The 24,275-nt window shown below is 36.5% G+C and carries 32 protein-coding genes; 9 read left to right on the top strand and 23 right to left on the bottom strand.

The window, feature by feature from the left end:
* Positions 1-113: 113 nt before the first annotated feature.
* Positions 114-443 (bottom strand): hypothetical protein, encoded by a 330-nt coding sequence (locus ASF86_RS01930; protein WP_003650820.1) that lies wholly within the window; start codon positions 441-443, stop codon positions 114-116.
* A gap of 123 nt (positions 444-566) precedes the next feature.
* A complete protein-coding gene (locus ASF86_RS01925; RefSeq protein ID WP_056478871.1) occupies positions 567-1,013 on the bottom strand; it encodes a winged helix-turn-helix transcriptional regulator in 447 nt (148 codons plus the stop codon).
* Between the two features lie 111 nt (positions 1,014-1,124).
* Between ASF86_RS01925 and ASF86_RS01920 the strand changes: the two genes are divergently transcribed.
* Both ASF86_RS01920 and ASF86_RS01915 read left to right on the top strand, forming a co-directional pair.
* The gene (locus ASF86_RS01920) at positions 1,125-2,375 is read left to right on the top strand and encodes an MFS transporter (protein WP_056478869.1); all 1,251 of its coding nucleotides are present in this window, start codon (positions 1,125-1,127) and stop codon (positions 2,373-2,375) included.
* An 83-nt stretch (positions 2,376-2,458) separates the two neighbouring features.
* Positions 2,459-2,863: a hypothetical protein gene (locus ASF86_RS01915; protein WP_056478866.1), complete on the top strand. Its 405-nt coding sequence runs from the start codon at positions 2,459-2,461 to the stop codon at positions 2,861-2,863.
* 54 nt (positions 2,864-2,917) lie between these two features.
* Here ASF86_RS01915 and ASF86_RS01910 read toward each other — a convergent pair whose 3' ends face one another.
* From ASF86_RS01910 to ASF86_RS01890, 5 genes are all read right to left on the bottom strand, one after another.
* Entirely contained in the window at positions 2,918-3,397 is a 480-nt protein-coding gene (locus ASF86_RS01910) for a DUF6632 domain-containing protein (protein ID WP_056478863.1), read from the bottom strand.
* A gap of 40 nt (positions 3,398-3,437) precedes the next feature.
* Positions 3,438-4,679, bottom strand: a complete 1,242-nt coding sequence (locus ASF86_RS01905) for an NADH:flavin oxidoreductase/NADH oxidase family protein (RefSeq protein WP_056478860.1) — start codon at positions 4,677-4,679, stop codon at positions 3,438-3,440.
* Positions 4,680-4,701: 22 nt separating this feature from the next.
* On the bottom strand, positions 4,702-5,598 hold the full coding sequence (locus ASF86_RS01900; RefSeq protein WP_056478857.1) for an alpha/beta fold hydrolase: 897 nt from the start codon (positions 5,596-5,598) through the stop codon (positions 4,702-4,704).
* A gap of 1 nt (position 5,599) precedes the next feature.
* Positions 5,600-6,541, bottom strand: a complete 942-nt coding sequence (locus ASF86_RS01895; protein WP_056478855.1) for a metal-dependent hydrolase — start codon at positions 6,539-6,541, stop codon at positions 5,600-5,602.
* A 218-nt stretch (positions 6,542-6,759) separates the two neighbouring features.
* Positions 6,760-8,007, bottom strand: coding sequence for a mechanosensitive ion channel family protein (locus ASF86_RS01890; protein ID WP_056478852.1), 1,248 nt, complete (start codon positions 8,005-8,007; stop codon positions 6,760-6,762).
* A gap of 257 nt (positions 8,008-8,264) precedes the next feature.
* Between ASF86_RS01890 and ASF86_RS01885 the strand changes: the two genes are divergently transcribed.
* Positions 8,265-8,627: a DUF3592 domain-containing protein gene (locus tag ASF86_RS01885; RefSeq protein ID WP_056478849.1), complete on the top strand. Its 363-nt coding sequence runs from the start codon at positions 8,265-8,267 to the stop codon at positions 8,625-8,627.
* Positions 8,628-8,631: 4 nt separating this feature from the next.
* Here ASF86_RS01885 and ASF86_RS01880 read toward each other — a convergent pair whose 3' ends face one another.
* The 4 genes from ASF86_RS01880 to ASF86_RS01865 are packed head-to-tail and all read right to left on the bottom strand — an operon-like array spanning position 8,632 to position 11,642.
* The gene (locus tag ASF86_RS01880; protein WP_056478846.1) at positions 8,632-9,276 is read right to left on the bottom strand and encodes a glycosyltransferase; all 645 of its coding nucleotides are present in this window, start codon (positions 9,274-9,276) and stop codon (positions 8,632-8,634) included.
* Positions 9,273-9,872 carry a class I SAM-dependent methyltransferase gene (locus ASF86_RS01875; RefSeq protein WP_081407517.1) on the bottom strand — a complete coding sequence of 200 codons (600 nt, stop codon included), beginning with the start codon at positions 9,870-9,872 and terminating at the stop codon, positions 9,273-9,275. The genes ASF86_RS01880 and ASF86_RS01875 overlap by 4 nt, the downstream gene beginning before the upstream one ends.
* Entirely contained in the window at positions 9,847-10,641 is a 795-nt protein-coding gene (locus ASF86_RS01870) for a PIG-L deacetylase family protein (RefSeq protein ID WP_056478840.1), read from the bottom strand. The genes ASF86_RS01875 and ASF86_RS01870 overlap by 26 nt, the downstream gene beginning before the upstream one ends.
* Entirely contained in the window at positions 10,629-11,642 is a 1,014-nt protein-coding gene (locus tag ASF86_RS01865; RefSeq protein ID WP_056478837.1) for a hypothetical protein, read from the bottom strand. The genes ASF86_RS01870 and ASF86_RS01865 overlap by 13 nt, the downstream gene beginning before the upstream one ends.
* 249 nt (positions 11,643-11,891) lie before the next feature.
* Here ASF86_RS01865 and ASF86_RS01860 point away from each other — a divergent pair, with 249 nt between their 5' ends.
* Entirely contained in the window at positions 11,892-12,125 is a 234-nt protein-coding gene (locus tag ASF86_RS01860) for a DUF2171 domain-containing protein (RefSeq protein ID WP_005041820.1), read from the top strand.
* Positions 12,126-12,408: 283 nt separating this feature from the next.
* On the top strand, positions 12,409-13,353 hold the full coding sequence (locus ASF86_RS01855; RefSeq protein ID WP_056478834.1) for a metal-dependent hydrolase: 945 nt from the start codon (positions 12,409-12,411) through the stop codon (positions 13,351-13,353).
* A 67-nt stretch (positions 13,354-13,420) separates the two neighbouring features.
* Here ASF86_RS01855 and ASF86_RS01850 read toward each other — a convergent pair whose 3' ends face one another.
* The 3 genes from ASF86_RS01850 to ASF86_RS19545 form a co-directional block, all read right to left on the bottom strand.
* Complete coding sequence (locus tag ASF86_RS01850; RefSeq protein WP_056478831.1) at positions 13,421-13,975, bottom strand: TetR/AcrR family transcriptional regulator; 555 nt, start codon at positions 13,973-13,975, stop codon at positions 13,421-13,423.
* 658 nt (positions 13,976-14,633) lie between these two features.
* Positions 14,634-15,056 carry a hypothetical protein gene (locus ASF86_RS01845; protein WP_056478829.1) on the bottom strand — a complete coding sequence of 141 codons (423 nt, stop codon included), beginning with the start codon at positions 15,054-15,056 and terminating at the stop codon, positions 14,634-14,636.
* 81 nt (positions 15,057-15,137) lie between these two features.
* Positions 15,138-15,263, bottom strand: coding sequence for a YHYH domain-containing protein (locus tag ASF86_RS19545; RefSeq protein ID WP_100222421.1), 126 nt, complete (start codon positions 15,261-15,263; stop codon positions 15,138-15,140).
* A 155-nt stretch (positions 15,264-15,418) separates the two neighbouring features.
* Between ASF86_RS19545 and ASF86_RS01840 the strand changes: the two genes are divergently transcribed.
* Positions 15,419-15,964, top strand: coding sequence for an AAA family ATPase (locus tag ASF86_RS01840; RefSeq protein ID WP_056478826.1), 546 nt, complete (start codon positions 15,419-15,421; stop codon positions 15,962-15,964).
* Between the two features lie 106 nt (positions 15,965-16,070).
* Here the strand turns inward: ASF86_RS01840 and ASF86_RS01835 are convergent, their stop codons facing one another.
* On the bottom strand, positions 16,071-16,409 hold the full coding sequence (locus ASF86_RS01835; RefSeq protein ID WP_056478823.1) for a hypothetical protein: 339 nt from the start codon (positions 16,407-16,409) through the stop codon (positions 16,071-16,073).
* A 283-nt stretch (positions 16,410-16,692) separates the two neighbouring features.
* The gene (locus ASF86_RS01830) at positions 16,693-17,460 is read right to left on the bottom strand and encodes a class I SAM-dependent methyltransferase (RefSeq protein ID WP_017389047.1); all 768 of its coding nucleotides are present in this window, start codon (positions 17,458-17,460) and stop codon (positions 16,693-16,695) included.
* Positions 17,461-17,825: 365 nt separating this feature from the next.
* Between ASF86_RS01830 and ASF86_RS01825 the strand changes: the two genes are divergently transcribed.
* Together ASF86_RS01825 and ASF86_RS18880 are read left to right on the top strand one after the other, a co-directional pair.
* Complete coding sequence (locus ASF86_RS01825) at positions 17,826-18,311, top strand: Lrp/AsnC family transcriptional regulator (protein WP_031945309.1); 486 nt, start codon at positions 17,826-17,828, stop codon at positions 18,309-18,311.
* 178 nt (positions 18,312-18,489) lie between these two features.
* A complete protein-coding gene (locus tag ASF86_RS18880; RefSeq protein WP_004793556.1) occupies positions 18,490-18,606 on the top strand; it encodes a hypothetical protein in 117 nt (38 codons plus the stop codon).
* A gap of 15 nt (positions 18,607-18,621) precedes the next feature.
* Here the strand turns inward: ASF86_RS18880 and ASF86_RS01820 are convergent, their stop codons facing one another.
* From ASF86_RS01820 to ASF86_RS01805, 4 genes are all read right to left on the bottom strand, one after another.
* Complete coding sequence (locus ASF86_RS01820; RefSeq protein WP_056478820.1) at positions 18,622-19,431, bottom strand: pyrroline-5-carboxylate reductase family protein; 810 nt, start codon at positions 19,429-19,431, stop codon at positions 18,622-18,624.
* Positions 19,432-19,815: 384 nt separating this feature from the next.
* A complete protein-coding gene (locus tag ASF86_RS01815) occupies positions 19,816-20,040 on the bottom strand; it encodes a hypothetical protein (protein ID WP_056478817.1) in 225 nt (74 codons plus the stop codon).
* A gap of 220 nt (positions 20,041-20,260) precedes the next feature.
* On the bottom strand, positions 20,261-20,476 hold the full coding sequence (locus tag ASF86_RS01810; protein ID WP_003652601.1) for a cold-shock protein: 216 nt from the start codon (positions 20,474-20,476) through the stop codon (positions 20,261-20,263).
* 344 nt (positions 20,477-20,820) lie between these two features.
* Positions 20,821-21,753: a lauroyl acyltransferase gene (locus ASF86_RS01805; RefSeq protein ID WP_056478814.1), complete on the bottom strand. Its 933-nt coding sequence runs from the start codon at positions 21,751-21,753 to the stop codon at positions 20,821-20,823.
* Between the two features lie 257 nt (positions 21,754-22,010).
* On the opposite strand from ASF86_RS01805, the gene ASF86_RS01800 reads away from it, so the two are divergent.
* Complete coding sequence (locus ASF86_RS01800) at positions 22,011-22,628, top strand: LysE family translocator (RefSeq protein WP_056478811.1); 618 nt, start codon at positions 22,011-22,013, stop codon at positions 22,626-22,628.
* Positions 22,629-22,726: 98 nt separating this feature from the next.
* On the opposite strand, the gene ASF86_RS01795 is transcribed toward ASF86_RS01800, so the two are convergent.
* From ASF86_RS01795 to ASF86_RS01785, 3 genes are all read right to left on the bottom strand, one after another.
* Positions 22,727-23,272, bottom strand: a complete 546-nt coding sequence (locus tag ASF86_RS01795) for a glycoside hydrolase family 108 protein (protein WP_056478808.1) — start codon at positions 23,270-23,272, stop codon at positions 22,727-22,729.
* Positions 23,273-23,302: 30 nt separating this feature from the next.
* Entirely contained in the window at positions 23,303-23,692 is a 390-nt protein-coding gene (locus ASF86_RS01790; RefSeq protein ID WP_056478805.1) for a hypothetical protein, read from the bottom strand.
* Between the two features lie 209 nt (positions 23,693-23,901).
* On the bottom strand, positions 23,902-24,156 hold the full coding sequence (locus ASF86_RS01785; RefSeq protein ID WP_017390244.1) for a hypothetical protein: 255 nt from the start codon (positions 24,154-24,156) through the stop codon (positions 23,902-23,904).
* Positions 24,157-24,275 lie beyond the last annotated feature (119 nt).

Genomic DNA, 24,275 nt, shown 5'->3' with positions numbered 1-24,275 from the left:
AGATAACAAAAAGCCCTCTCTTTGAAATTCCGAGGGCTTTGTATAACTACAAGATAAGCAAGAATCAAAATCCTATTTTCCAAACCCCAGCTAGTTATTTCCCACTAACCCTCTCATATATTTTTAGCCAAGTCTTTTGCCAAACATTGTTCATGCCACGTGGTTTGGAAATTTTCGACAGCTTTTGACTTGATGAGAGGGTCTTCAAATAATTTTGAAGAATATGCAGATTTGATAAGCTCTTGATAAATTTGTTTGGCTTGTTCCTCTTCAAGATGATTCGCTATGTCATGCAGCTCTTTAGCTGGCACCTCATGTTGTCTAGCATCCATCACGCCACTTGCTGCTTTCTTCACAGTTTCGCAGTAATGAAGCTGCATTGCTTCTGACGCTGCATAACATGGAATTGAAATTGCGCTGATAAAGAGGAATATAAATCTCATAGTCTCACCTTAATTTGACGCGCAAGGTTAACAACTAATTTCCCAAAATTTAAGTTAAGAAAGGTTAATTTTTCTTTTCGCTTCTTTTACAGGTGCAAAAAGTTTGAGGTGTTGCCAATAATTTTATTTGACCTTTTGCACTTGAGTGTCAGACGCATTGAGTACTTTTCCATCTTGTGTGACTGGCGCCATAAATGGAATTTTCTGGCCTGTAGTTTTATCAATTAACAGAGAATGGCGCTCACCACTTTCAAATAAGTTGTGCTCACCCCATTGTCGTAGAGCCACAATAACTGGAAACAAACTCTCCCCTTTAGCCGTCAACACATATTCTTGATAAGCCGTGCCGTCTGAAGCATCTTGCATTTCAAGTACACCTGCATCCACTAATTTTTTTAGTCGGTCAGAAAGAATATTTCGTGCTACTCCTAAGCTGCGCTGAAAATCTCCAAAACGGCGCATTCCATCGAAAGCATCACGCACAATAAGCAGTGACCACCGATCTCCTATGAGATTGACGCAGCGCGCAACAGGACAAGGTTCACCTTTCAAAGATGTAGTGTTCGCCATTGAGTTTCCTTAAAAATAATCAAGAATAAAATATCTAGTTGCATTTTAAAACTAGTCAATCTAACATTCAACTAGTTTCATTTTAAAACCAGATTGAATGGATTTAGGATTATGAAAGCCTCTCTTACATCTTCAACTTCACCCACAGAAAACAATAGACCGCTTTCGAGCATGCCTCGTGGCGTCATATTGCTGTTTGCTATTGCAAGTGGTGCAAGCGTAGCAAATGTCTATTATGCACAGCCTTTGCTCGACATATTGGCTAGGGACTTTAGCATTAGCCATGCCGCCATCGGTGGTGTAGTTACAGCCACGCAAATTGGTTGTGCGCTGGCCCTCGTGTTTCTGGTGCCGTTGGGCGATCTTGTAAATCGACGTCGATTAATGGCTATACAGTTACTGGCTCTGGTATCTGCATTGCTAGTTGTTGCATTTGCTCATTCTGTTGTTGTTCTTTTGGCAGGAATGCTTGCCGTGGGTTTACTCGGTACAGCCATGACACAAGGGCTTATTGCTTATGCTGCGAGTGCTGCTCTCCCATATGAACAAGGACATGTGGTCGGCACTGCACAAAGTGGTGTATTCATTGGTTTACTTCTTGCCCGAGTGTTTTCAGGAGGAATCAGTGATGTAGCGGGTTGGCGTGGCGTTTACTTTTGTGCAGCTGTAATCATGCTCATGATTGCGTTACCCCTCTGGAGACGACTTCCTCATTTAAAAGTTCATCCCGTTTCAATGCGCTACCCGCAGCTTCTAGCTTCTATGTTAAAACTGCTACACCAAGAAAAAGTACTTCAGGTGCGCGGTGTCTTAGCTTTACTCATGTTCGCGGCATTCAATATTTTTTGGAGTGCACTAGTATTACCATTGAGTGAGCCACCTTATAATTTTTCACATACGATTATTGGATCTTTTGGTCTTGTCGGAGTCGTTGGTGCTCTGGCCGCTGCACGTGCGGGACAATGGGCCGACCACGGATATGCTCAGCGTACAAGCTTGGCGGCACTCATTATATTATTAATCGCATGGGGACCACTTTCACTCATGGCGTACTCGCTCTGGGCACTGGTGATTGGCATAGTATTGCTAGACTTGGGCGGACAAGCTTTACATGTAACCAACCAGAGTATGATTTTTCGTACTCGCCCAGAAGCTCATAGCCGGCTTGTTGGGCTCTACATGCTATTTTATGCAATTGGTAGTGGACTGGGTGCTATCAGTACAACCGCTGCTTACGCATATGCTGGATGGCTTGGCGTGTGTGCTCTAGGTGCAGGTGTGAGTCTGTTGGCACTATTATTTTGGTGGATGACACGTCATATTTTGCCCAAAAACACAGACGAAAAAGATAACAATATATAAATTAATAAAATATAATAAGACGAAATCTTCTCTAACAATCTAAATGTTGATATGCAACGTTAGTCCATTACTATCAAAAATATATGGAAGCCCCTAAAGGAACAAAATTGGGTATTAATAATAAATTGATTTGCATAGTTGTGTTGGTAGCCCTTACCGGATGTCAGCGGCAAGAAGCGAACGAAAATACAAGCGCTGTAAAACTCCCTGTTTATCAGTTTAATGGTGTTTCAGCTTCAGCACGCTTAAAAGGAATATTGCAGCTAAAACAAGAGTGTCTTTATGTGAACGATATACTCATTATCTTTCCAGAACACACCGCTCAGTGGGATTCTGAAAAAGAAACGTTAAGTTATAAAGGCAAGCACATCGCCCTAGGCAGTGAATTAGATATTGCTGGAGGTATTGGTGACTTTGAGCAAGACAACCTACGCATTAAACATTTAAGTCCTATGTGTGATCATCAGAATATTTGGTTTGCTGGATAATCTACAGTGAAGGGTTCGAATTCAATTTTCGCGCCCCTCATCAACCACTAGGCCTTAAACAGAACGATTCAACTCACTATCAGATTTATATATTTTCCTGACAGGCAACCAGAAATAAATATAAATTAATAGCATGACCCAACCCAAAAATACGTCTCCAATTAAATGTGGAGACTCATGTGTCATCACTAAACCCATAACAAGCATTGCACCGAAATGAGCAATATTTGCAATCATGGTAAATTCAAAAAACATATAGTTTTTTAAAGGTTCATTGGCAGCTTTTAGTATAAACCAGCCCCATACAATATAGATGGTTGAGATCATCAACTCATAAAGTTCACCGCCGCCTTGCAACTCTCCCCAGCGAACTAATCGAACCAGAAATTTACCCCATTCGAACTGAAGTAAAATTGCAGGAATATTGAAAAAGATAAGAAGCGCTGCTCCCGCAAAAAATAGCAGAAAGCTAATTCCCGTAAATTTTGCGACTAGGCTAAATCTCGATATTTTTATCTGATAAGTGGTAGACATAACTTATATCCTCATTGATATAAACCGTTAATTTATAATTTTAAGAGGCACGTAATCGACGGGTCTTGAAAATCCCCAATCCTTTATCTTTAATATCTAGAATGAAAGATTTAAGGCCATTTTCATTGGGGATTGGTAAACGCCCATGTCCTAATCGATGCATTTGACGCGTATACCACGTAACTTCTAATGCCCCCAAGTTATCAATGAATTTAATACCTGTAGTTAAGGGTTTAACTTGATTTATTGTTTCAAGCCCTTGTAGCAACCGTTTTGATGCCAACGGTTCAATTGCAAAAATACGCCCCAGTCCAACAAAATCTAAATCATCATTTAATAAAGCACTTTCAATACCCTGTAGGCTTCTAAAACCGCCAGTCACCATTAAGGGAACTTTACTTTGTTCACGAACTTTTTTGGCAAAGTCTAAAAAGTAGGCTTCGCGAGACAGTGTTGAATCTTTAGGTTTACCCAACTGCATAATCGGTTTTTCATAGGTTCCACCAGAAATCTCGATTAAGTCAATTCCTACTTCATCTAGTGCTTGAATTGTCGCCAACGATTCTTCTTCGGTAAAACCGCCTCTTTGAAAATCGGCTGAGTTTAATTTAATGCTTACTGGATAATCGGGTCCGACTCGATTTCGAATTTCTTTATAGACCTCAAGGACAAATCTACGTCGATTTTCGATAGTTCCACCCCACTGATCTGTACGGCGGTTATGATGCGGGGAAAGAAACTGACTAATTAGATAACCATGGGCACCATGCAACTGAACACCAGAGAAGCCTGCTTCCTTGGCAATCTCTGCAGTATTTGCATAGCGTTGAATGAGATCTTCAATTTCTTCCTGAGTCAGCTCTCTTGGTGTGGCAAAAACTGCTGCCATTTTAGGCCCGAACGGTACTGCTGATGGTGAAACTGTTTCTTGATTTAATCCTCGAATTGCTTGTTTACCTGGATGGTTTATTTGCATCCAGACGTCACTGCCACCAGATTTAGCAACATCTGCCCATTCTTTGATTAAGGCAAAATCTTTTTCGTTTTCAATAATGACATTGCCCGGCTCACCGATTGCTCTAGAGTCAATCATCACATTACCGGTAATCAAAACTCCGACTCCAGATTGCGACCACGTTCGGTATAGTTGAATCAGCTCTTTGCTCGGTCGCCCATCTGTATGCGCCAGCCCTTCACTTAAAGCCGATTTAATAAGTCTATTCTTGAGTCTAAACCCATCTTTTAAAACAAAGGGTGATGCCAGCTTTAATTCGTTTTTCATCTTAGACCTCCAGCTTTATTTTTTATACAGTGAGCTTTTGAATATAGTTACGAATAGGTACTGCGATTAAATCAGGATGGCTCGCAATTCCCCAATGACCCGCCTGAATATCAGTACGTGTAAAAGATGAATTTACCCATCTGTCCTGTTTATCTACGATGTGTTGAGGCACAAAGCGATCTTTGGTCATTGATAAAACATGTACAGGTACCGAGGTATAACGCTTTTTAGAGTTAATTAATGGCTTAAATAGGTTCAATCGATAGAAACCAAACCCACGTACGGCATTTTTGAGTTGATTAGGATGTGGTCTAACTTTCTTACCTTCGAGTTGCGAAACCACTTGTGGCCATATTTTTGATAGACCCAGATACCAGCTTAGCTCTGGAATAATTGGAATATTAAAAAACAACATATAACTCGAAGAAATCATTTGCTTGATAGCAGCAAACTGTCTTGCCAGCTCTTTACTGTTCAGATTTTCTTTAAACCACATGCCAGCATGATCAATGCTAGGCGCTAAAGCCGTATAACTTTTGACATATGGTTTTAACTTGTCGTCTAAAATCGCTTCCCAACCTTGGAGAGCACCAAGATCATGGCCAATCAAATGAACAGGCTGCTGAGGACTAGTTTGTTCAATAACAGTTTTTAAATCTGAAATGAGGTAGTCCATGTGATACCCCGCTTCAGATAACGGAGCCCCAGATAAACCTGTACCTCTTACATCGTAAGTCACAATATGAAAATCTGATTTCAGTAATGAAGCCAGTTCATCCCAGATTTGTGCTTCGTCAGGATAACCATGAATAAACACCAGTGTTTCATTATGATCTGCCGCTGTGCCCCATTCATATATTGATAGCGTGACATCAGCCGACTGAATATATCTTTGTTGTTTTTCAATATTCGTATTCATATTAGCTCACCAATCCTTTTTGCATTTCTTCATAAAGTTTGACTGCTGGTGATCGATTTATATAATCCAATGCAAGCTCGGTTGAGCCTTCATAGTAAGGGTGGTACGAAGGTTTAAAGAAGTTTTTAGCTGTAGTCATAAACCACACAGGACTTGGTACTAACTCCTGAGAGCTCGCTTTAAACCATTGTTGCCAAAAACCAAAGCGAGCTAAGCTTTGTTGAGATTTAGGTAAACTACGATCTACTGCCGCAAGCTCTTGTGTGCCTTTAACCATTAAATAAGTGAAAATTGGTGCCACCATACTCATGATTGCAGCACGCAATGCATAGTTACCGCCTAAGTGCTCAAATAAATCGAAAGCAACCGTTCGATGTTCAACTTCTTCCGCACAGTGCCAAGTAAATAAATCACTTACTGCTGGGTCACAACCTTTTTCTTCCCAGTGGGCTTTCGTCAAAGCATATTGGCCTAAGGCGCAAGTGTAATGCTCTGCAGCAGCGACAATACCTACACGGAACAATAACCAAGATTTTTGCATGCGCTTAGGGAGAACTTTTCCAAACGGCTTATCTGCAAGCATGTAATCAAAGAGTTCAATTACACGCTCGTATTGTTCTTCAATATCAACGCCATAACGCTGTATATATTTTTCGATAGATTCTTTGTGTGCTTGCGCATGAATCGCCTCTTGGCGAATAAAAGTTTCTACGTCTTTTTTTAATTTTTCATCGGTTACGAATGGCAATGCCTTATTAAAAATACGGCAGAAAAAGTACTCTCCTCGCACAAGTGTAAAACTGAAATGGTTTACAGCATGACTTCCTACTGGAGATTGTGGCATCCAGTGGAGTGGTGAGTCATTCCAATCAAAAGCGACACGACGTGGAAATAAAGGCCATAAAGTTTTAGAAGCCATATCTTTGAATGTGTTTAGGTACATGTTCTTTTTCTCTTCCTCAAGATAGCTACACATTAGGTTCTAAAATGGAACTTGTTAATATCATTAAAGGACAATTCCCATGTCAGAACGGTCAAGAACTTAAATTAGTCTTTTAAAATAATGACTAACAAAAATATTTTGGAGTAAGAGAAATTAAAAAGCCCCCATATGGGAGCTTTTTCAAAGTAGTTTAAAACCTGTTATCTACAGATAAAAACTTAACTTGGATTAATCTCTGTGGTTAATCTTTGCAAATCATGACCCGAAGGCGCTTGGTAAACACGTAAACCAAATTCGGGAAGAATCGCAATTAAATGATCAAAAATATCGGACTGAATTGCTTCATAGGAAACCCATGCAGTTGTATTGCTAAATGCATAAATTTCTAACGGCAACCCTTGGCTAGTCGGCTGTAATTGACGAACCATAATGGTTTGATTTTGAGCAATCCCCTTATGTTGGCGCAAATAAAATTCAACATAAGCTCTAAATGTACCGATATTGGTTAAACGGCGTTTGTTATAACGAGATTGATTGCTTAAATGTTTATTGAATTCTTCAATTTCAGAATTCTTTGCATCAAGATATTGATCTAATAATAAAAATTCTTTGAGCTTTTGTTGCTCTTCATCAGTCATAAAATGAACACTACTTTGATCGAGAAAGAGTGAACGCTTCATACGGCGACAACCCGAATTGCTCATGCCTCGCCAGTTTTTAAAAGTATCGGTAACGAGCTTATTGGTTGGAATAGTGGTGTAGGTTTTATCAAAATTTTGAACAGTCACTGTATGTAGTGAAATATCGATCACATCACCATCCGCATTCAGTGAAGGCATCTCAATCCAGTCACCAATCCGCACCATGTCATAAGATGCAATTTGTACACTGGCCACCAAAGACAAAATGGTATTTTGGAAAACGAGCATTAATACTGCTGCCATCGCACCAAAACCTGCAAGTAAAGTAAACACATCCTTTTTAAGGAATGTTCCTAAAATCATGAGGCCACACACAACGAATAAAATTAATTTAACAAGTTGTAGGTAACCTTTAATCGGCTTGTTTCTAGATTTTGGATTACGCTGATAAATGAGATTAAAAATATTTAACAGTTCGCTGACTGTAAGCGCGAGCGTGAGGAAAATAAACGCTTGTGCCCCCATTTCGACAAAAGCAATAAACTTTGGAGATAGATGAGGAACTGTTGCAATACCATTCATAATCACAACAGCTGGAACAATATTTGCAAATTTCTTTATGACACTATGCTCAGCAAAAATAGACTGATTTGGGGATTTAAGTTTTGTGATTAAGTGCCGAACGCCCCGAACAATAATTCGCTTAGCAATAAAATTTGCTATTGCTGCAAATAAAATCAAAATAATGAGTGAAACAAACATCTCAAGCCAAGGATAATGGCTTAGCTCAACCCGAATATCGCGAAAAAAATTTAAAAAATCCAAACCTCTACACCTTAAAACTTTATTTTCTAGAATTTTAGGCGTTAAGGACATTTATCATAAGGCTTGTTTACATATGTAGTCATAAATACAACAACTAAGTTATATACCCAGCCCAAATTTAATTACGAATTTCATGATTTTTGACGCTTAACTATAAGGTCTTGCCTGCTTAAGTTTTGGATCAGTTATATAACGTAGATCGAACGATTGGGTTCATTTAAAATAATGTATTAAACGAATAATTCTGGTTTTATTGAGTGAAATTTTCTGACTTTTTGACTTTTATTGGAGTGATCTGGTTCACCTTATTCTTTATCTATATGGCTTGGACCTTTTTTCTTAAAAGTCTGGTTCATAAATTTTTAATTTATAAACGAGGAATCATTACTTCTGCCGAAGTTGTGTATTTTCAGGACTCTTTAATTAAGGTTCAATATCGCCCTTTATGTCACATAAAATTAAAATTCCAAGCTGAGCAAGGCCAAATCATGACTGAAAATCTGAAGGTGCTTATTGCTAAACAAAATCACGATCAATATAAAGTCGGTAGCATAATAAAAATTAAATATGATCCTCAAAATTTAAAGAATATTTCGATATTAGGAGAAGTCATGGTTTAAGTTATTAGAGATTATTTAAAAAGTAAGATAAGCCCTGAGGCGCTCGCCCATTTAGCCGACTACTCGTTGTCACTCTAACCAGATTACTCCAAGTAATATTGCAACAATGCTTGATCAATTTTTTGATTAAAGATACATCCTCATGACATGAGATAGGCTCAAAGCCTCCTACTAAAAGATAGACTTCCGCACTAAAACTTAAATTTGCCCCATGAATATGTGCATGATCCATCTGATCTTTATAATGTGCCAAGTATTTCTGCCGTTTGGCTATCGATAGATGGCTCAAGTCATCTAAGGTCACCGTACCGCAAATTGCATCTGTTGGTTGATGCTGAATCTGATAGCGCAGCCAATCAGGACTAACCACCGTGTCTGCATCCGTACACGCAATCCATGTTACTCCACGCCCAATTAAATGACGAATACCTAAATCTCGTGCTTTTCCTACACATGCATAATGACACTCAATCCAATTGATTTGATGGTTTTGTGCAATGAGTCGCGACTGATCTGCACAGTTATCAAGTACAACAATAACCTCTACGTCATAACCGCTAATATTATCTATGGCAACCTGAATCGATTGCAGGCAGGCCGATAGATATTGCTCTTCGTTATGTGCTGGAATGACGATACCTATTTTCATCTTAGTTTTTCCTGCTGTGCTAAAGAGGAAGTGTTCGCCGTCCAAACATCTATCATAAAATCTGGGTCGTTTAAGCTTAGATAGTGATGAAATGGAAAATGTTGCTGAAAAGCTTGATGGACTTGTTCTGCGTTTAATTCAAAATCTTGAATTTCATGACGCCAATGGCAACATAGAATTTCACCGTCATCATTTAAACTATGTTTTAACTTTTCAATAAACTGATGCAATTCGTTTGCCGATAAGTAATAGGCCATCTCACTAATTAAAATCAGATCAAATTTTTGAATTGAATAGTCTTCGGGTATTTTTCTATTCTCAACAACAACATGCTCAAACTCTTGTAAACGCTCGGAAGCCAATTGAACAGCGCTCTCAGAGACATCTATACACCACAATTGCTCGGCTCTTTGGGCTAAATGAATACTTAAATGTCCATTTGAACAACCCACTTCCAACACTTTTGGGTAGCGAGGTCTTGTGAGCAGCGCGAGACAAATTTGCCTTTTACGGGCTTCATACCAGTGTGAGTCATAGCCCCATGGATCACTGTTATGACGATATAAATCTTCAAAGTACATGCGAGAATGAATCACTCAAATACACCTCATAAGGCATTAAAAGACGTTTAATAGCACTTGGAGAGAGAACCGCAGCATTGCCCGTGGTTTCATCTGCTTCAAGTTGGGTTTTAAACTGCAAAATTGCTTGATGTTTTTTAGTTAATTGTTCTTCGGTTAAGTGGTACGCTTTTGCGCGATGCCAATCAATTCGTGGGTCTAAAGGCTCTGCCCAATGCCAAGCCCATATTAATACGTGTAAACATAGTAATTGCTTAGCGTTTGCATAAGCTTGCACTGTTTTACCTACTGCTTCATGGTCTGGGTGACCATCAAGTGCATAACTACAAATCAAAATATCGTCGGCTTGAACGGTCTGCTCTAAACTCTGCCAAAGTTGATGGGTTTGAAAATGGATCTGACCATCTAACAAATTAAGCTCTGCCCGTTCGGTTGACTTTACTGCCCCTAAACAATCTAAAGCAGCTAAACTTTCTTGTGGACGAAGAATATTGAGCTGATCTGGAGGATACTTTGTCGAGTTAGGATGACTTTGTGTGCCGTTAGTCACAGCTAAAATTAAAACCTTACAATTCAGTGCATTGAGTTGCTGCATTAGACCGCCACAACCGAGCACTTCATCATCAGGATGTGGAGCGACAATCACCACCCTTTTAGAGCGAAATAACTCAAGATTTAAAGACGCTAAAGGATGTTCTTTAAATGCCTTTAACCATTGCTCTTTGGATGTACCCTCACCAAAAATAACGCGGTCTTCTACTAAAGGATGTTTTAAAGTTCCCATAGGCTTTGCTCCGACAAACAGAGTTCTGCAATTTGTTCATAGTCAAAAGCGGCATGACTTTGTCTGATAAACACAGGCAAGTCAGCCATGAGCTGAGCAAAAGTCGCATCTTCACAAAAAGACCGAGCACCTAAGGCTTTTCCTACTCGTTCAATCACACTCTGACAGCATTGTTCAGTTTGGGCACGTAATATCCGTATTTCCCGCTCATGACTCAGCAATGGTTGATGATCAATCAGTTCAGCAATGTATTGAAAATATTGCTTGGTGATCGCTAATTGTTGAGCTAACTCTCCTAAGTACAATTTCTTAAAAGGGTTAGGATTTGCCTGACAACTTTCCTGCAAAAAGCTGGCTAAACGCACAGCGGCACCGTACCAACAAGCAGCGACTCCAGCCGCACCATGCCAAAACCCTGGACGTTCTAAATAAGTGTTTGGCTGACCTATCGGTTGAACTGGCGTATTTACAAAAGTGACTCTGGTTGTCTGCGTGGCGTGCATTCCGACTGCATGCCAGTGGCTCAAATCGGTAGTAATTGAAGGATGTTCTAAGTTAACAATACAAAGCTGTGCTTGGCCTTGCTGGTCTTTATAACTCATTAAGGCTTTTTGAATAAACTCCGCACCGGAGCACCACGGTTTTATGCCATTACAAAGATTATCTTTTATTTGCAATGGAGCTGGTCCACCGTCTGCTGCCCAAACCGCCCAAATCTGGTCATCTATTTCTTCTTGATAGCCCAATTCATTTAAAATACTTAAGCCATCACAATGAGACTCAAATAGTTTAGCCAAACTTAAATCTGACCCAGCAATCTGAGCAAAAAGTTGCCACCGTTGATAGGTTTGACCCGACGCTGGATAAGGTAAATTTTTGGCTAAATTTACCAATTGAGAGAGCAAATCTATACGAAGCTTACTTTTATCTTCAGCTAAGGCAGATTCAAATTCACTCAAGATGCTCAATATCGTCATATTTATAGATATTTTAATATTCATTGCAAATAATTATTTATAAGACTTGATTTAACCATATCTAAATACTTCTGTTTAAATAAACACATTAATTGTAATAAAAAGATAATTATTATTAGTTTTATATCTAATTATTTCATTGTTACTCAAATATATTCATTAAGTGAGTTTATAAACCGATCCTGTAAGGTTTATTAAAAATTCAACATTTAGCTCATTATTTAAAGTAATTTAGTTTCTACCGTTTTTCTATTTTTAAAGAAGAGGTCTAAAATGAATACTTTAAATATTACTGACATTCAAAAACACGCAGATGTTATTGCTTCTTGCGGTACTAAAGTAGGAACAGTCGACCATCTCGATGGTGAAAATCAATTAAAGCTGACTCGAGACGAAAGTGGTCAACATCATCTCATTCCTACTGCGTGGATTGGGGAAGTGAAAGAAAACCAAGTCATACTCAATAAAAATTCAGAAGAAGTTAAAGATCAATGGCAAGCAATCTAGGCTTTTAAGCACGGCGAGTTACTTACCGTAAGCTTTATAATAAAAAGTTTTAGCTTATAAAAATGAATAGGCTTAAATAATTTAAAGCCTAGATTATAAAAATGAAGGCTCCTTTTAATAAAGGAGCCTTTTTTATTGACCGAACCTCTCACTTAGACCTTTTTTATCTCTATAAGCCTTTCGTAAGATGTTTTTGTCCCTTAAGCACATGGTGATCGATTTTACTTAATGCTAAAAATTGTGCATTCGCATTAAATGAATAATTATGAATAGGGTGACATATATGATCACAGGGAATCATCAGCTTAAAGCTCGAAAAGTATATTTTGATTTCGCGGAGTCATCTGTCTGCTGGATGCCGAATGATCCGTTATGCTCACATGTAGCAAATGGTATCAATATGCTTTTGCCGGCTGGCGAGTTTTGGTTCTGCCGAGTGTTTAATAAAACCCTTCCCTACATTACCGATGAAACATTAAAACAAGAAGTAGTAGGCTTTGTTCGTCAAGAAGCAGCGCATGCACGTGCCCATGAAAAAGCTCAAGACTTCTTACGTGAAAAAGGCTATGACATTCAAGATCCACTCAACCGTGCGCATTTTGTTTTTAATATTTTATTGGGCGACAAACCCTTTGGTCTGCCGCTTGTAAAAGGCAAAAAACTTGAAGAATATTGGTTACTTTTCCGAGTAGGTGTCATTGCTGCAATTGAGCACTTTACGGGAACTATTGGTCAGTGGACACTTGATAGCAAGTCTTGGGACCAAGCCGACCCAGCAATGGCAGATTTATTCCGTTGGCACCTTGCCGAAGAAGTTGAACACCGCTGTGTTGCTTATGATTTATTTCAGCACCTTTTAACAAACAAGTTGGGTTTTTATGTGTCGCGCCAAGTCATTATGGCCGCTATTTTCCCACTGTTTATTTACTTCCTTGCTGACTTTGCTCGTAGTCTAGGCAAGCAAGATTTAGAGCACGAAGACATTCAAAAATTGATGCGTCGTGGCTTCTTTAATTTCATCCGTGAATTTGAAAAAACGGCTACTCGCTTAGACAACTTACCGACCATTAAATATTTATGGAAAGCGACGTTAAGATGGGTTTCTCCAAAATTTAACCCAATTCATGAAGGTGACACTGAACAAGCTTTGGCTTATATGGCTCGTTCACCTGCGGTTCAATATTTTGAACAAATGACTCATTCTGCAAAACCTGCGACATTAAGCTAAGCACTTATTTTATTTCAAAGAAAAAGCCTCCTTAATGAGAGGCTTTTTTCTATTTAAGTTCTAGCAATTAGGCAAAGTTTAAAAAGAAATAATCCAACAGTCGTGCGCTTTCATCTACCCCATTTTCACCTAAAAGCTGGACCATTGCCCCATCAATCATAAATAAAAACATGTAAGCATCTTGGATTGAAGCAGTAGATTTTAAGGCTAAAAGCAACTTATGGATTTCACCAACAAACCAGTTTCTATAATCAACCACGACTTTATAGGCAACCGGATAGAGCTTTTCAATTTCAAAAATTGCCTTAAATGGCAAATGATAAAAGCCATTTAAGTCGGCATGTAGAAAATAAATCTCCTTAAGTTTATCAAGCACCCTTTGTTCACGGTAAGAATTAGAAATTGAAAATACCTTGTCTTTTAGCGCGTCTTTTTGAAAAGTGAGACACATCTCGATGAGCCGTGCTTTTGAGTGAAAGTCGTTGTAAAAAGTAGCTTTGGCAACTTTGGCTTCTGCAATAATTTGGTCGACACCGACCTTATGAAACCCATATTGATTAAATAAGTCTTTTGCGGTGTGAAGCACTCTGAGCGTTCTAAATGAAGATTCTAAATTTGGCATAGGAATACCGTTTAAATAATTTTTTTGTTGTATCTAAAAGAGATAGAAATGCCGTCACTCTTAAAATGAGTGCTAAAAACAGGCATGCAAAAGCAGCACAAAAATGTGCCCTAAGCTATCTCAGGTTTTATTGTTGCTATGATTTTTGAGTCGTAACGATCTAAGGTCGTAGAAAACCTAGAGTCGGTTAAACCGTTTTAAAGACCAGTTGGGCGATATGGCTAGAGAGAGTTTGGTAAAGATCAATAAATGAGAAGAGATAGTACGCATAGCGGACTCCTTGTGTGTAAAGAAGTTCTACCAGATCACTGTCAAATGATTATGGTGGTAGAACGAGAGAAGGTTGACAGACTGACACACAAGAATCAGCACGCACAAGGCGTCCCTCCCTCGCCCTACCGCTACGAAGGGGGACGAACGAGTTCGCCACCAAAAAGAGAACTTTTTGATGTCTTGTGTGTTAAATCGATCTGTCAAAATCGACTGGCGATGTAGGCCAGCACGCAAAGCATAATCGGAGGGGTTTTAGGTGTCAATGTGATATTGGCTAGAAATAAAGCTTTAAAATAATTTTAGTAAAATGGTTTATTAATCTAATACAGAAGCTTTGGTTTTTTTGAAACTTTTAAATATGAGTAAAACTTAAAAATTTACTCGACTATATTAATTCGTTAAGACTTTGAATACCGAGTTTTACACCATAACTTCCTTCACTATTGTCATCAAGCCAGCCACCATTAATTAAAGCTGGTACTGTCTGATTTATCACTTTACCAGCTAATACTTTAGCATCATCCCTACTTAAATAACCAACTGTTAAACCATTAATTTCAATTTTTACAGCGTTCTTATCATAAGCATTAAAAGGTTCAGAAACTACTCTAGCCATTACTTCTACATATTTTGATCTTTCTTGTTTAGGTCCAGCAATCTTTCTTAAATTAGCTTGATAAGACTGTTCTCCAACAATATCAAAAAAATAATCTATTGGCCTTTCTGTTATAACAGTTTGTTTTTTATGTCTTTTAGTCAGTATTATCCATAAAATCAATAAACCAAATACCCCAAGTATCATTTCCATCTTTTGCCTCTTATTATTCAAAGAAGATTAGAATATTTAAAAGAGCAAACCGCAAAACAGCTTACTCTTTTATACATTTACTTAATGACAGTGATGGTCTCCAGTTTTACTATTAGTATGACACCCTTTAGAGTTTGTACCCCCAGAATGAGCATTAACCTGTGTCACTGTCAAACCGATTAGACAAATGAATAAAAGTTTTTTCATGAGTTTATTTCCTTCAAGTTGGAATTATAATTGAGTTTTTATTGTACAAAATAAAATTATTAAGCTTTCATAAAAACAGATGAGTAACTTATGAACTTTAGTCTAGTTTCTATTTATAAAATTTATACTCAAGCACTATTCAAAAAAGATAAACCATGAAAATTTGTATTGTAGGCCCTTCTGGGGCTGGTAAAACAACTATCACTAAGAAATTAGCTGAAGAATTAAAGATATCTGCTCATGCATTTGATGAGATCTACTGGGATTTAAGTGGAACTGAGTTTGTAAAAAATTCGGAGGAAACTATCTCATTTGGTATTAAACAAATCATCTTACAAGATAGTTGGATTGTAGAAGGAGCTTACGATAAACGCTTGCTTCCATTACTTCTTGAGTGTTCTTTAATTTTAAAGATGGAAGTACCTTTTTATTTAAGAACAATAAGGCTCCTACAACGTTATCTAAAGTCTGTAGCTACAGGTAAAAGGCCCAAAGAAACTCTAAAAAATACAATCGAGCTGATTCAGTTTTCACATCGTTTTGATAAACGCTTAGAAAATTTTTTGAGTAGTAATACTCAGCTCTCTAGAAAGGTTATTTCTTTTAATAACTTTTCAAAAGCTATAAATGTTATTCAGACAGGTTTTAAAAATAATTTACCCGATTCATTAATTCATGATGAGAGAACGAAGGTGGGTTGACAGACTGACACACAAGGCTGGCAAATTATATACGGTGATACACCGATAAAATGAACAATTAAATCCATTCTATCGGCTTGCTAGAAGAGGTTTTTAAAACCTTATTTTATTTTTTAATATAGTTTGGAAACTCTTTTAAAACCCTACTACATAATTGACCTTTTAAATCCTCTTTCTTGCGCTCTTCAAATTGCTTCATACCGAATCTCATGACTTCTCTACCGTATTTATCACCTAACTCATGTTTAGTGCATTTTTCTGCTTCATGAACTAATTCTTGTGAAGAATAGTGATAATTACAATCAAGTTGAGCACGGCTTAAAAAACCATGTAGTTCTACTGTTTTCTCGCAGTGTGTTTGCCCTACAAGACTTTTAGGTTCTTGACCAGCATAAATTGATGTTCCTACCAATAAAGTGAAAACCGTTACTAAAATATTACGCATTATTTCCCCGACAAAGTTATTAAAAGTATTAGTGGTAATGTTGCGGGCGTATTAAATAATAATTATTTATAAGTGTCTATTAATAAAAAGGAAATTAAATAAATCCCCTTCTCTTTTGAATACTTAATCACCTTATAAAAATTGTGTGATTAAGTTTTATCAAATAAATGATATTAGATTTGTTTTATACCTATTTTTAATATAATCCAAGCTATTCAATAAAAGAGTTCTAGTGACATTTAATTCATTTCTTATCTACTAAAACCCTTACTTATTACACCACTTAAAACCCTAATTTCTTAAAAACAAAATAACCCACATGGCTTTCAAAGCTACCGTCATTTTGAATTTTGAAATATTTCTTAACGAGGTCAGATGAACCTTCCTGCAAATAGCGCAAAGTTTTGATTTGATCTTCAGGTGTTTTCATACGCTTTACCCAACTATCAAAGTCCAACGAAAGTGTTTGTTTATCTAAGCCCACTAAGTCAAAGCCCGCATCTTCGATAAAATAAACCCACTCTTTAACACTATAGTTTCGTACATGACTTGGGTCTCGAATAGTTTCGATCGTCTGTAAAAACGTATCTAATATCGGCGAGCTAGAACTAATAATGTCTACAAAAATGACAATGCCGTCAGGCTTAAGAACGCGGTTGACCTCTTTCATTGCACTCGGAACATGCTGCCAATGATGAGCAGAATATCGGCTAATGACTACATCAAACTGATGATCACTAAAAGGCATATCTTCAGCAATGCCCTGCTGCACAAAGATGTTTTTTAATTTGCGTTGGCTGGCAGCTTTAGACACAGTGTCTAACATTTCATGCGATAAATCGTAAGCAAAAACAAGGTCTGCATGCGGAGCAACATTATAAGAGACATGGCCACCCCCACAGCCTAAATCAAGAACTACAGCCTTTTCAAATTTCTGAATTTCATTAATAAATTTATTAAATTCAATTCCTTCAGAATGAGCTTGGCTATTCAAATAGTCGAGGGACTTATTTTGATATTGTTTTTGATTTATATCATGCTGGGTGATCATAACCTTGCTTCCTTCTATGCAATGAAATCACCATAAAGGAAAAGTTAGATAAAAAATAATGATTAGTTTTTCTTCAATTGATAAATAAAAGTTATTATTTAATTTGTTTTAATACACTATGACGATTAATAAAAATAGATTTAAAAATTTATAAGAAATCCGCAAAGAGCACTGTTTAGTCACCCTTACTGAAACAGTGCTCTTTGCTCCATCACAACCCCTATCCAGAAAGGTTCAATGCATAGAAATAGTGTATGTACCTTTAGCTCAAAATGTTTCCTGTATTTTTTGCTTTTTTTAAATGATGACAGCATAAAAATGAAGTATATTTAATTTTATCAGAAGATTCCTCTTTGGTTTATATTTTGAACAGAACAGAATACACACTAGATCGCATAGATCGGAAAATTTTATCTGCCTTACGTGGAAATGGTCGTTTAACCGTTGCTCAATTAGCTGAAGAAGTCGGTCTTTCATCTTCTCCATGCTGGACACGACTAAAACGTCTGGAAACTTTAAAAATTATTGAAGGCTATACGGTAAACGTGAACCCAAAAGCGATTGGCATTCATGAGGTATTTTTTATAGAAATTACTTTAGAGCGCCATGATGATGAAATGTTAGAGAATTTCAGCGAAGCATTAGCAGATATACCGGAAGTTGTAGAAGCTCATCTGGTTACAGGTGACTATGATTATTTGGTCAAAGTAGCCGTAAAAGATGCTGATCATTACGAACGTTTTTTACGAAAAAAACTCTATTCAATTAAAGGTATTCGACACACACGCTCAACCTTTGCCTTGCGCCCTCTGAAATCTGCCAATACCGCCGATTTAATGTTAATTGAATAAAAGATGTAGCACCTATAGCACATCGACTTAAAATATTGATTCTAAAATATTTATTAAGTTAAGCCGCTTAAACCATAACAGATTTAGACTCTGTTATATTTTTTTTAAAAAATTCTGTATCTATGATTACAGCCTCCTCATCTCCATAATAAAATTAATCTGAATTGGAGGCATCGCCATGAACATTTTGAAGAAAAAAAATAAGGCCAGTTTTGTATTCTTTATTATTACTCTCTACTCTTTTATTGGGTTTGGCTTAGGTTTCATTATTTGGGAATACTTTTTAAAGGCCTAGTTTGTTAAAGACGAGTTAACCAACCTCAGAAATAATTTCTGAAGTAATTTCTTTACTACGATGATATGCGGCTTTCATAGCTAAACGTATATCATCAGATACATTTCCTAAATCGAACATGCGTAAAGCAGATTCTGTAATGCCATTCGCCAAAGTAACCTTTCCACATAAATCCGCAGGCGGCACATTAGTTTTACGGATCATTTCAACTGCGCCACTCGCTGCTTGAAGTGCTAAATCTAATGCAAACTGTTTGTCGAGTCCTAATGAAACACCCGTCTTAATCATGCTATCTAAAATATAAAAAAAGTAAGCTGGCCCTGAGCCCGATAATGCAATAATTGCATCAGTTTGTGTTTCCGAAGCTGCCCAGAAAGTCTGCCCCGTTGCAGAGTACAGCATTTCGATGACATCTTTATCGAGCTGGTCCATTTGCTCAGAAGCAATGAGCACATGAGTACCCGTATGCGTAAGCACAGGTGGATTTGAAATTACACGAACAACTTTTTTTGAGCCCGTAATCGTTGATAATTTTGCAATATCAATCCCCGCCATCATAGAAATAATGACTTTAGGTGCTAGATGTTTTTTAAAAGGCTCAAGCATTCCTTTTAAGTTTTTAGGTTCCAATAATAAGATAACAATATCCGCTTTTTTTAAACTATTTTCCTTTTGCTTCAATGTATTTGTATCACTAATTTTTTTATCTTCAATAAGATGTATCTTTTCTTTTTTAAAACCTTTTAAAACCAAGCCTCCTATTAAGGCTAACGCCAAATTACTACTACCAACAAAACAAATATTAGGTTGTACTGCATTTACCATTTAAAATGTTTTCCTTTCTTAAGGTAGACTATAAGAATAAATATTATCTATAATTTAATTATGAACGCTGAAATAATGAATAACTGTTTTTGAATAAAGAACCCACTCAAATAAATAATATTTAAGTGGGTTTGTTTTATTTGCGCAATAAATAAAACAACTTTAGCTTATGCCTAATGTATAACTATATATAGCAAATTCCACACAGAAATTGTTAAAGTCTGTAACTACTACCAAACTATTGTAAATAACGATCTAATACCATATAAATGAAATATTTACTTTCAAAAGCTATCTTCAATTAAGCTACTAATAAAATATCTCACATTAAATAATAAAATATTTAAATTAACAGACCGTAGCAGATGTATTGTGATTTATTAGCTAAATGTTTTCTCTTTTCTTCTTTAAAATTCTCTCGGCTTTGCTTATTGCTTGGGTTAAATCAACATCTTCACAAACCCAGAAAGTAAAAATTTGTCCAAACAAGTGGAAGTGCTGTTTAATATATTTAGAACTATTGTCTGAATAATGCTCTTCAACCTTAAAGAAATCATTATTGTTTTCTATTTTTTGACCGTCAAAAATACCGCCGATACAAATATCCATTTTAATACCATACACCTAATTAGTTATGTTATAACATAAAATTTTTAAAACCTTTTATAAGAGTATTTTTATACTTCTTTTTTTTAAATATAAGTTGAATTAAAACTTATAAAAAACCCACAAAATATAAAGTGGGCTTTTTCAACTCTAATAAAATGTTTTAGACTCAAACATATTTTATTTAAATAATATATTTAAATCAATTAAACGCTCTATTTATTTATGAGTTTTGAACAATCACAATATTTGAAGCTTGCGGGCCTTTTTTACCCTGTACTACAGTAAACTCAACACGTTGACCTTCCAAGAGAACTTTAAAACCAGGTGTTTGAATATCGGTAAAATGAGCAAAAATATCTTTACCTTCATCAGTCACAATAAAACCAAAACCTTTAGTTTCATTGAACCATTTTACTGTACCAGTAGTAGTAGACATATGTTATATCCTAAATCTTAAAATATTATAACTTATTATTGGGGAAACCAATTTAACTAAAAAATAGACGTCGAAACTTAAATATCTGAAAAAACCGAAGGATTATAAATAAAACTGCGCAAATAGAAATTTATGATGACAAGAATATTTTGTTAGTTATGCTCGATAATACACGCTTCAGAAGCATTTGCAATCGATATTCAAAATAATTAAAGCAAGAAAAATTCTATACCTCTCGCCATTCATCTTTCATATTGATTTAATTAAGATTCCTTTCAATTAAAAGTCAAATTTTGTTTCATTTTAATCGAAAGAAGTACCTCTGCTATTTCCCCATAAGACCATCAATAAAATTTCTTTTCACCCGCTGGGCGCGTCTTAAAACGTCGATGGAACCACATGTATTGTGTAGGTGCGATGCGAATTTGATTCTCAATAATTTTATTTACTCTTTCAGCATCAGTAACTTCACACCCACTTGGAAAATTCTCTAATTTAGGTTCAACGAGAACATGATATTGAGGATTTCTAATATTGCCACTTCTGTAAAAGTATAAAGGCACTGCTGCTGCTTTTGAGATATCCATAAGCCTGCGGTGGGCTGTGACAGTAGCTGCCTGCACCCCGAAAAATGATGCCATTACACCTTGCTTTAAGCCAAAATCCTGATCTGGGCTATACCATATGGCATGACCATGTTTAAGGTTTTGGATAAGTCCACGCATGTTGTCTCGAGCAATCTGGTTTTTATACACTCTTGCGCGGCTACGATGAATCAGAAAATCTAAAAAGGGATTGTTTTGAGGTCGGTAAACTACGTCCATATTAAAAAATAAGGTACACGCCGCGCCGCCTGCATCTAAAAGGGTGCTATGAGTGCCTAATAAAAGTACGCCATTTTCCTGATTGTTGGTTAAATTCTCTAATCCATCTATGTGAACACGGTTTTTAAACCAGTTTGGACTATACCAAGCATTTAAAGCCTCAAATACACCCGTTAAAGTATCAACAAAAACCTGTTTGGCTTTTACTTCAATTTGCATAGGTGTTTTTTCAGGAAAGCATGCTTCTAAATTACGTAGTGTTGTTTTTCTTCTTGACCCTAAAGTTTTCCATGCTATTTTTGATAAAAGATCAGCGAGACGCCATTGAATTGCCCAAGGTAACATCGCAAATAACATCAGAATAAAAGCTAAAACCCATAAACCCCAATATTTAAACGATAAAAAGGAAAATTGAAATTCGCCAGATTTAAACTGCCGTTCTTTTTTCGTCATACTGTATATTTCTTGAGGTATAGGCTTAGCATACTAACACGCCTACTTGTCGGGGTTGTATGTTTATGTTGCAATAACTGCTATGCTTTTAAATACATTATCTATTTATATAAATGTATATTTTATTTCGAAACTTTCAAATTTTAATATTTAATTTATTTATTTTAAATATACATAACCTTCTGTATACATAAATTATTTTCTCATTTAAAGTAATCGCATAATTTTGTCTCAATTGATAAATAGGATATATCAGCGTGAGCGGTCTTTTAGTTTTTATAACAATTGCATTTCTTACCCTATTAAGCCCCGGCCCCGGTGTTTTATTTACTGTCACAAATTCAATCAATTATGGTGTTAAAACCGCTTTATTCGGTATTAGCGGCTTAATTATTGGTATGTTTGTAATTGCTGTAATTTCCGCCAGTGGTGTAGGTCTTATTATTACGAGTAACCCTACTATTTTTACGGTTTTAAAATTTATTGGTGCATTTTATTTAATGTATCTCGGATATAAAAACTTTAGCAAAAAAATTCCATCGCAAGATTTAATCACAGATCAGCAAAGCGATAAAAATGTCAGTAAATCTAAACTATTTTATCAGGGTCTACTCGCATCTTTGCTTAATCCAAAAACAATCGTATTTTTTATTGCTCTTTTTCCTCAATTTATCGATATAAAGAAAGAAATTTTAAATCAGTTTTTAGTTCTATCTTTAACCTTTTGTTTGATTGGTTTTTTAATTCATCTAGTCTATGCAAACTTCTCTTCAATTTTTAAAGAAAAGATGTTGGCTGGAAATAATTTTTCTATACTCAATAAAATCAGTGGGGCTATTTTCTTTCTTCTTGCCATCTTACTCATCGTACAATAAATCATTACTTTAAGTAATTATGCTTTAAAAGCCTTAACTCATGTTTAGACTTTTAAAGCATTTCGATGATTCAGCATATTTTTATCTAATTACAATTTTTACAACGATACCCTGTTTAAAATCCAACCATAAAAGAAGTCTTCATAATTTGGGTTCTTCTCTGTAATTTCGATATAGTGCTGCCCTTGCATAATATTTAAAACGCGTACCAATACCTTTTCTCCTTCTTTATGACGCCTGTTCAAATAACTTCTAAGAGCTTGAAAAGTGAGAGGACCATACTGACCATCTAAAGCAAGATCTGACCAGCCTTCTTTTCCCTGCTTATTCAGCAAATTTAAAGCACGCTGCAACAAGTGTTTTGCAAAATTGACACCACAATTGACGCCTGTATCAAATAACTCTTCTGCAATAGTCGGGCTAATCTCATTGATCTGGTCAAATTGGGGTTCAAACCAATATTGTTTCTTATAAATAGATTTGGCCACAGCTAATGTTAAATCCTGCATATTGCCTTGATAGCCTTCTGATCGAGCGACTGCTTCTGTAATGCCAAATTTAGTGGCATGTCCATGGTCTGATGGATGGTTAACGTACCCACCTTCTCTGTTTATGATTGCTTCTAAGTACTGGTCGATATTCATTTTATTTTACCTATATCATTGAAACTGTTTTTAGCTATTTTGCAGATCATCTTTCGCTTTTTTTAAGTCTTTCATAACTTCCACAATCGTTTTACCTTCTTGTTTATTGATGAAGTTAAATATCCATCTCACAATAGCCCAACCAGGCAAACCGCAAATGAAGAAGAACCCACATAGTGTGATCATTCCCCAAATATCCAACACCCATTCTTGTAAATTCCATTTCATGATAATAAATGAGCCACCTGTTAAGCTTGAAACCACTGTACAGATCAGCCCAACAATCCATTCCTGCGGTGAACGAGGAAAACGCATCATTAACACGACTGCGACAACTAAGCTGACTGCTAAAGCCACCATAATTGCAATGCTATAAAAATTTAAAAATGTGGCTAATCCATTCGTTGGAACTGTTTTCATCATCTTGTCCTGCTTTAAAGGGTAAAACTTGAAAATCCATCACCATGACCAGCTTGTTGTTTTTCAGGTTTTATCAATACCCTTAGTTTTCTTTATTACAGTCAATAAAAAACACTAACGCTTTAATGCGGCGCTAAATTGCAAGACGAACTTACCTTGACCCGCTTAATTTCAGGGCCCAAGAAAGAATGTTTGTGTGCTAAAGCTGGTTAGTGTGCACTGTTTAAGGCTTGTTCAATCAACTCAATCACGGTGATTGCACCTATCGCTTTTTGCATAGAGACTTGATCGTCGAATTCGAATGCTTCATCTTCAAGCTCACTTGCAATTTGCTTCGCCTCTTCAAGTGCCCTTTTTATTTTTTGTACCTTAAGTTTGTTTATATCTTTTGCAATTGTTGGGACATACCCTCCACGTTTTGCATTTTTAAGTTGTTTAGCTCTGTTCTGCATTGCTGTAGTCATTCACTATCTCCAACTCAACTTACTCGTTTAATAAGGCATCTTTATCGTTTGTTATTCTTGAAGTTTTGACGCATTCTTTGAGCAATATAGCTAAGCTATGGCTACAAATGTGTGTTCGA

This window comes from Acinetobacter sp. Leaf130, assembly GCF_001423205.1.
GTDB classification, from domain to species: domain Bacteria; phylum Pseudomonadota; class Gammaproteobacteria; order Pseudomonadales; family Moraxellaceae; genus Acinetobacter; species Acinetobacter calcoaceticus.
The sequence above is the reverse complement of the archived record's forward strand: the minus strand, read 5'-3'. Positions and strand labels throughout refer to the sequence as shown.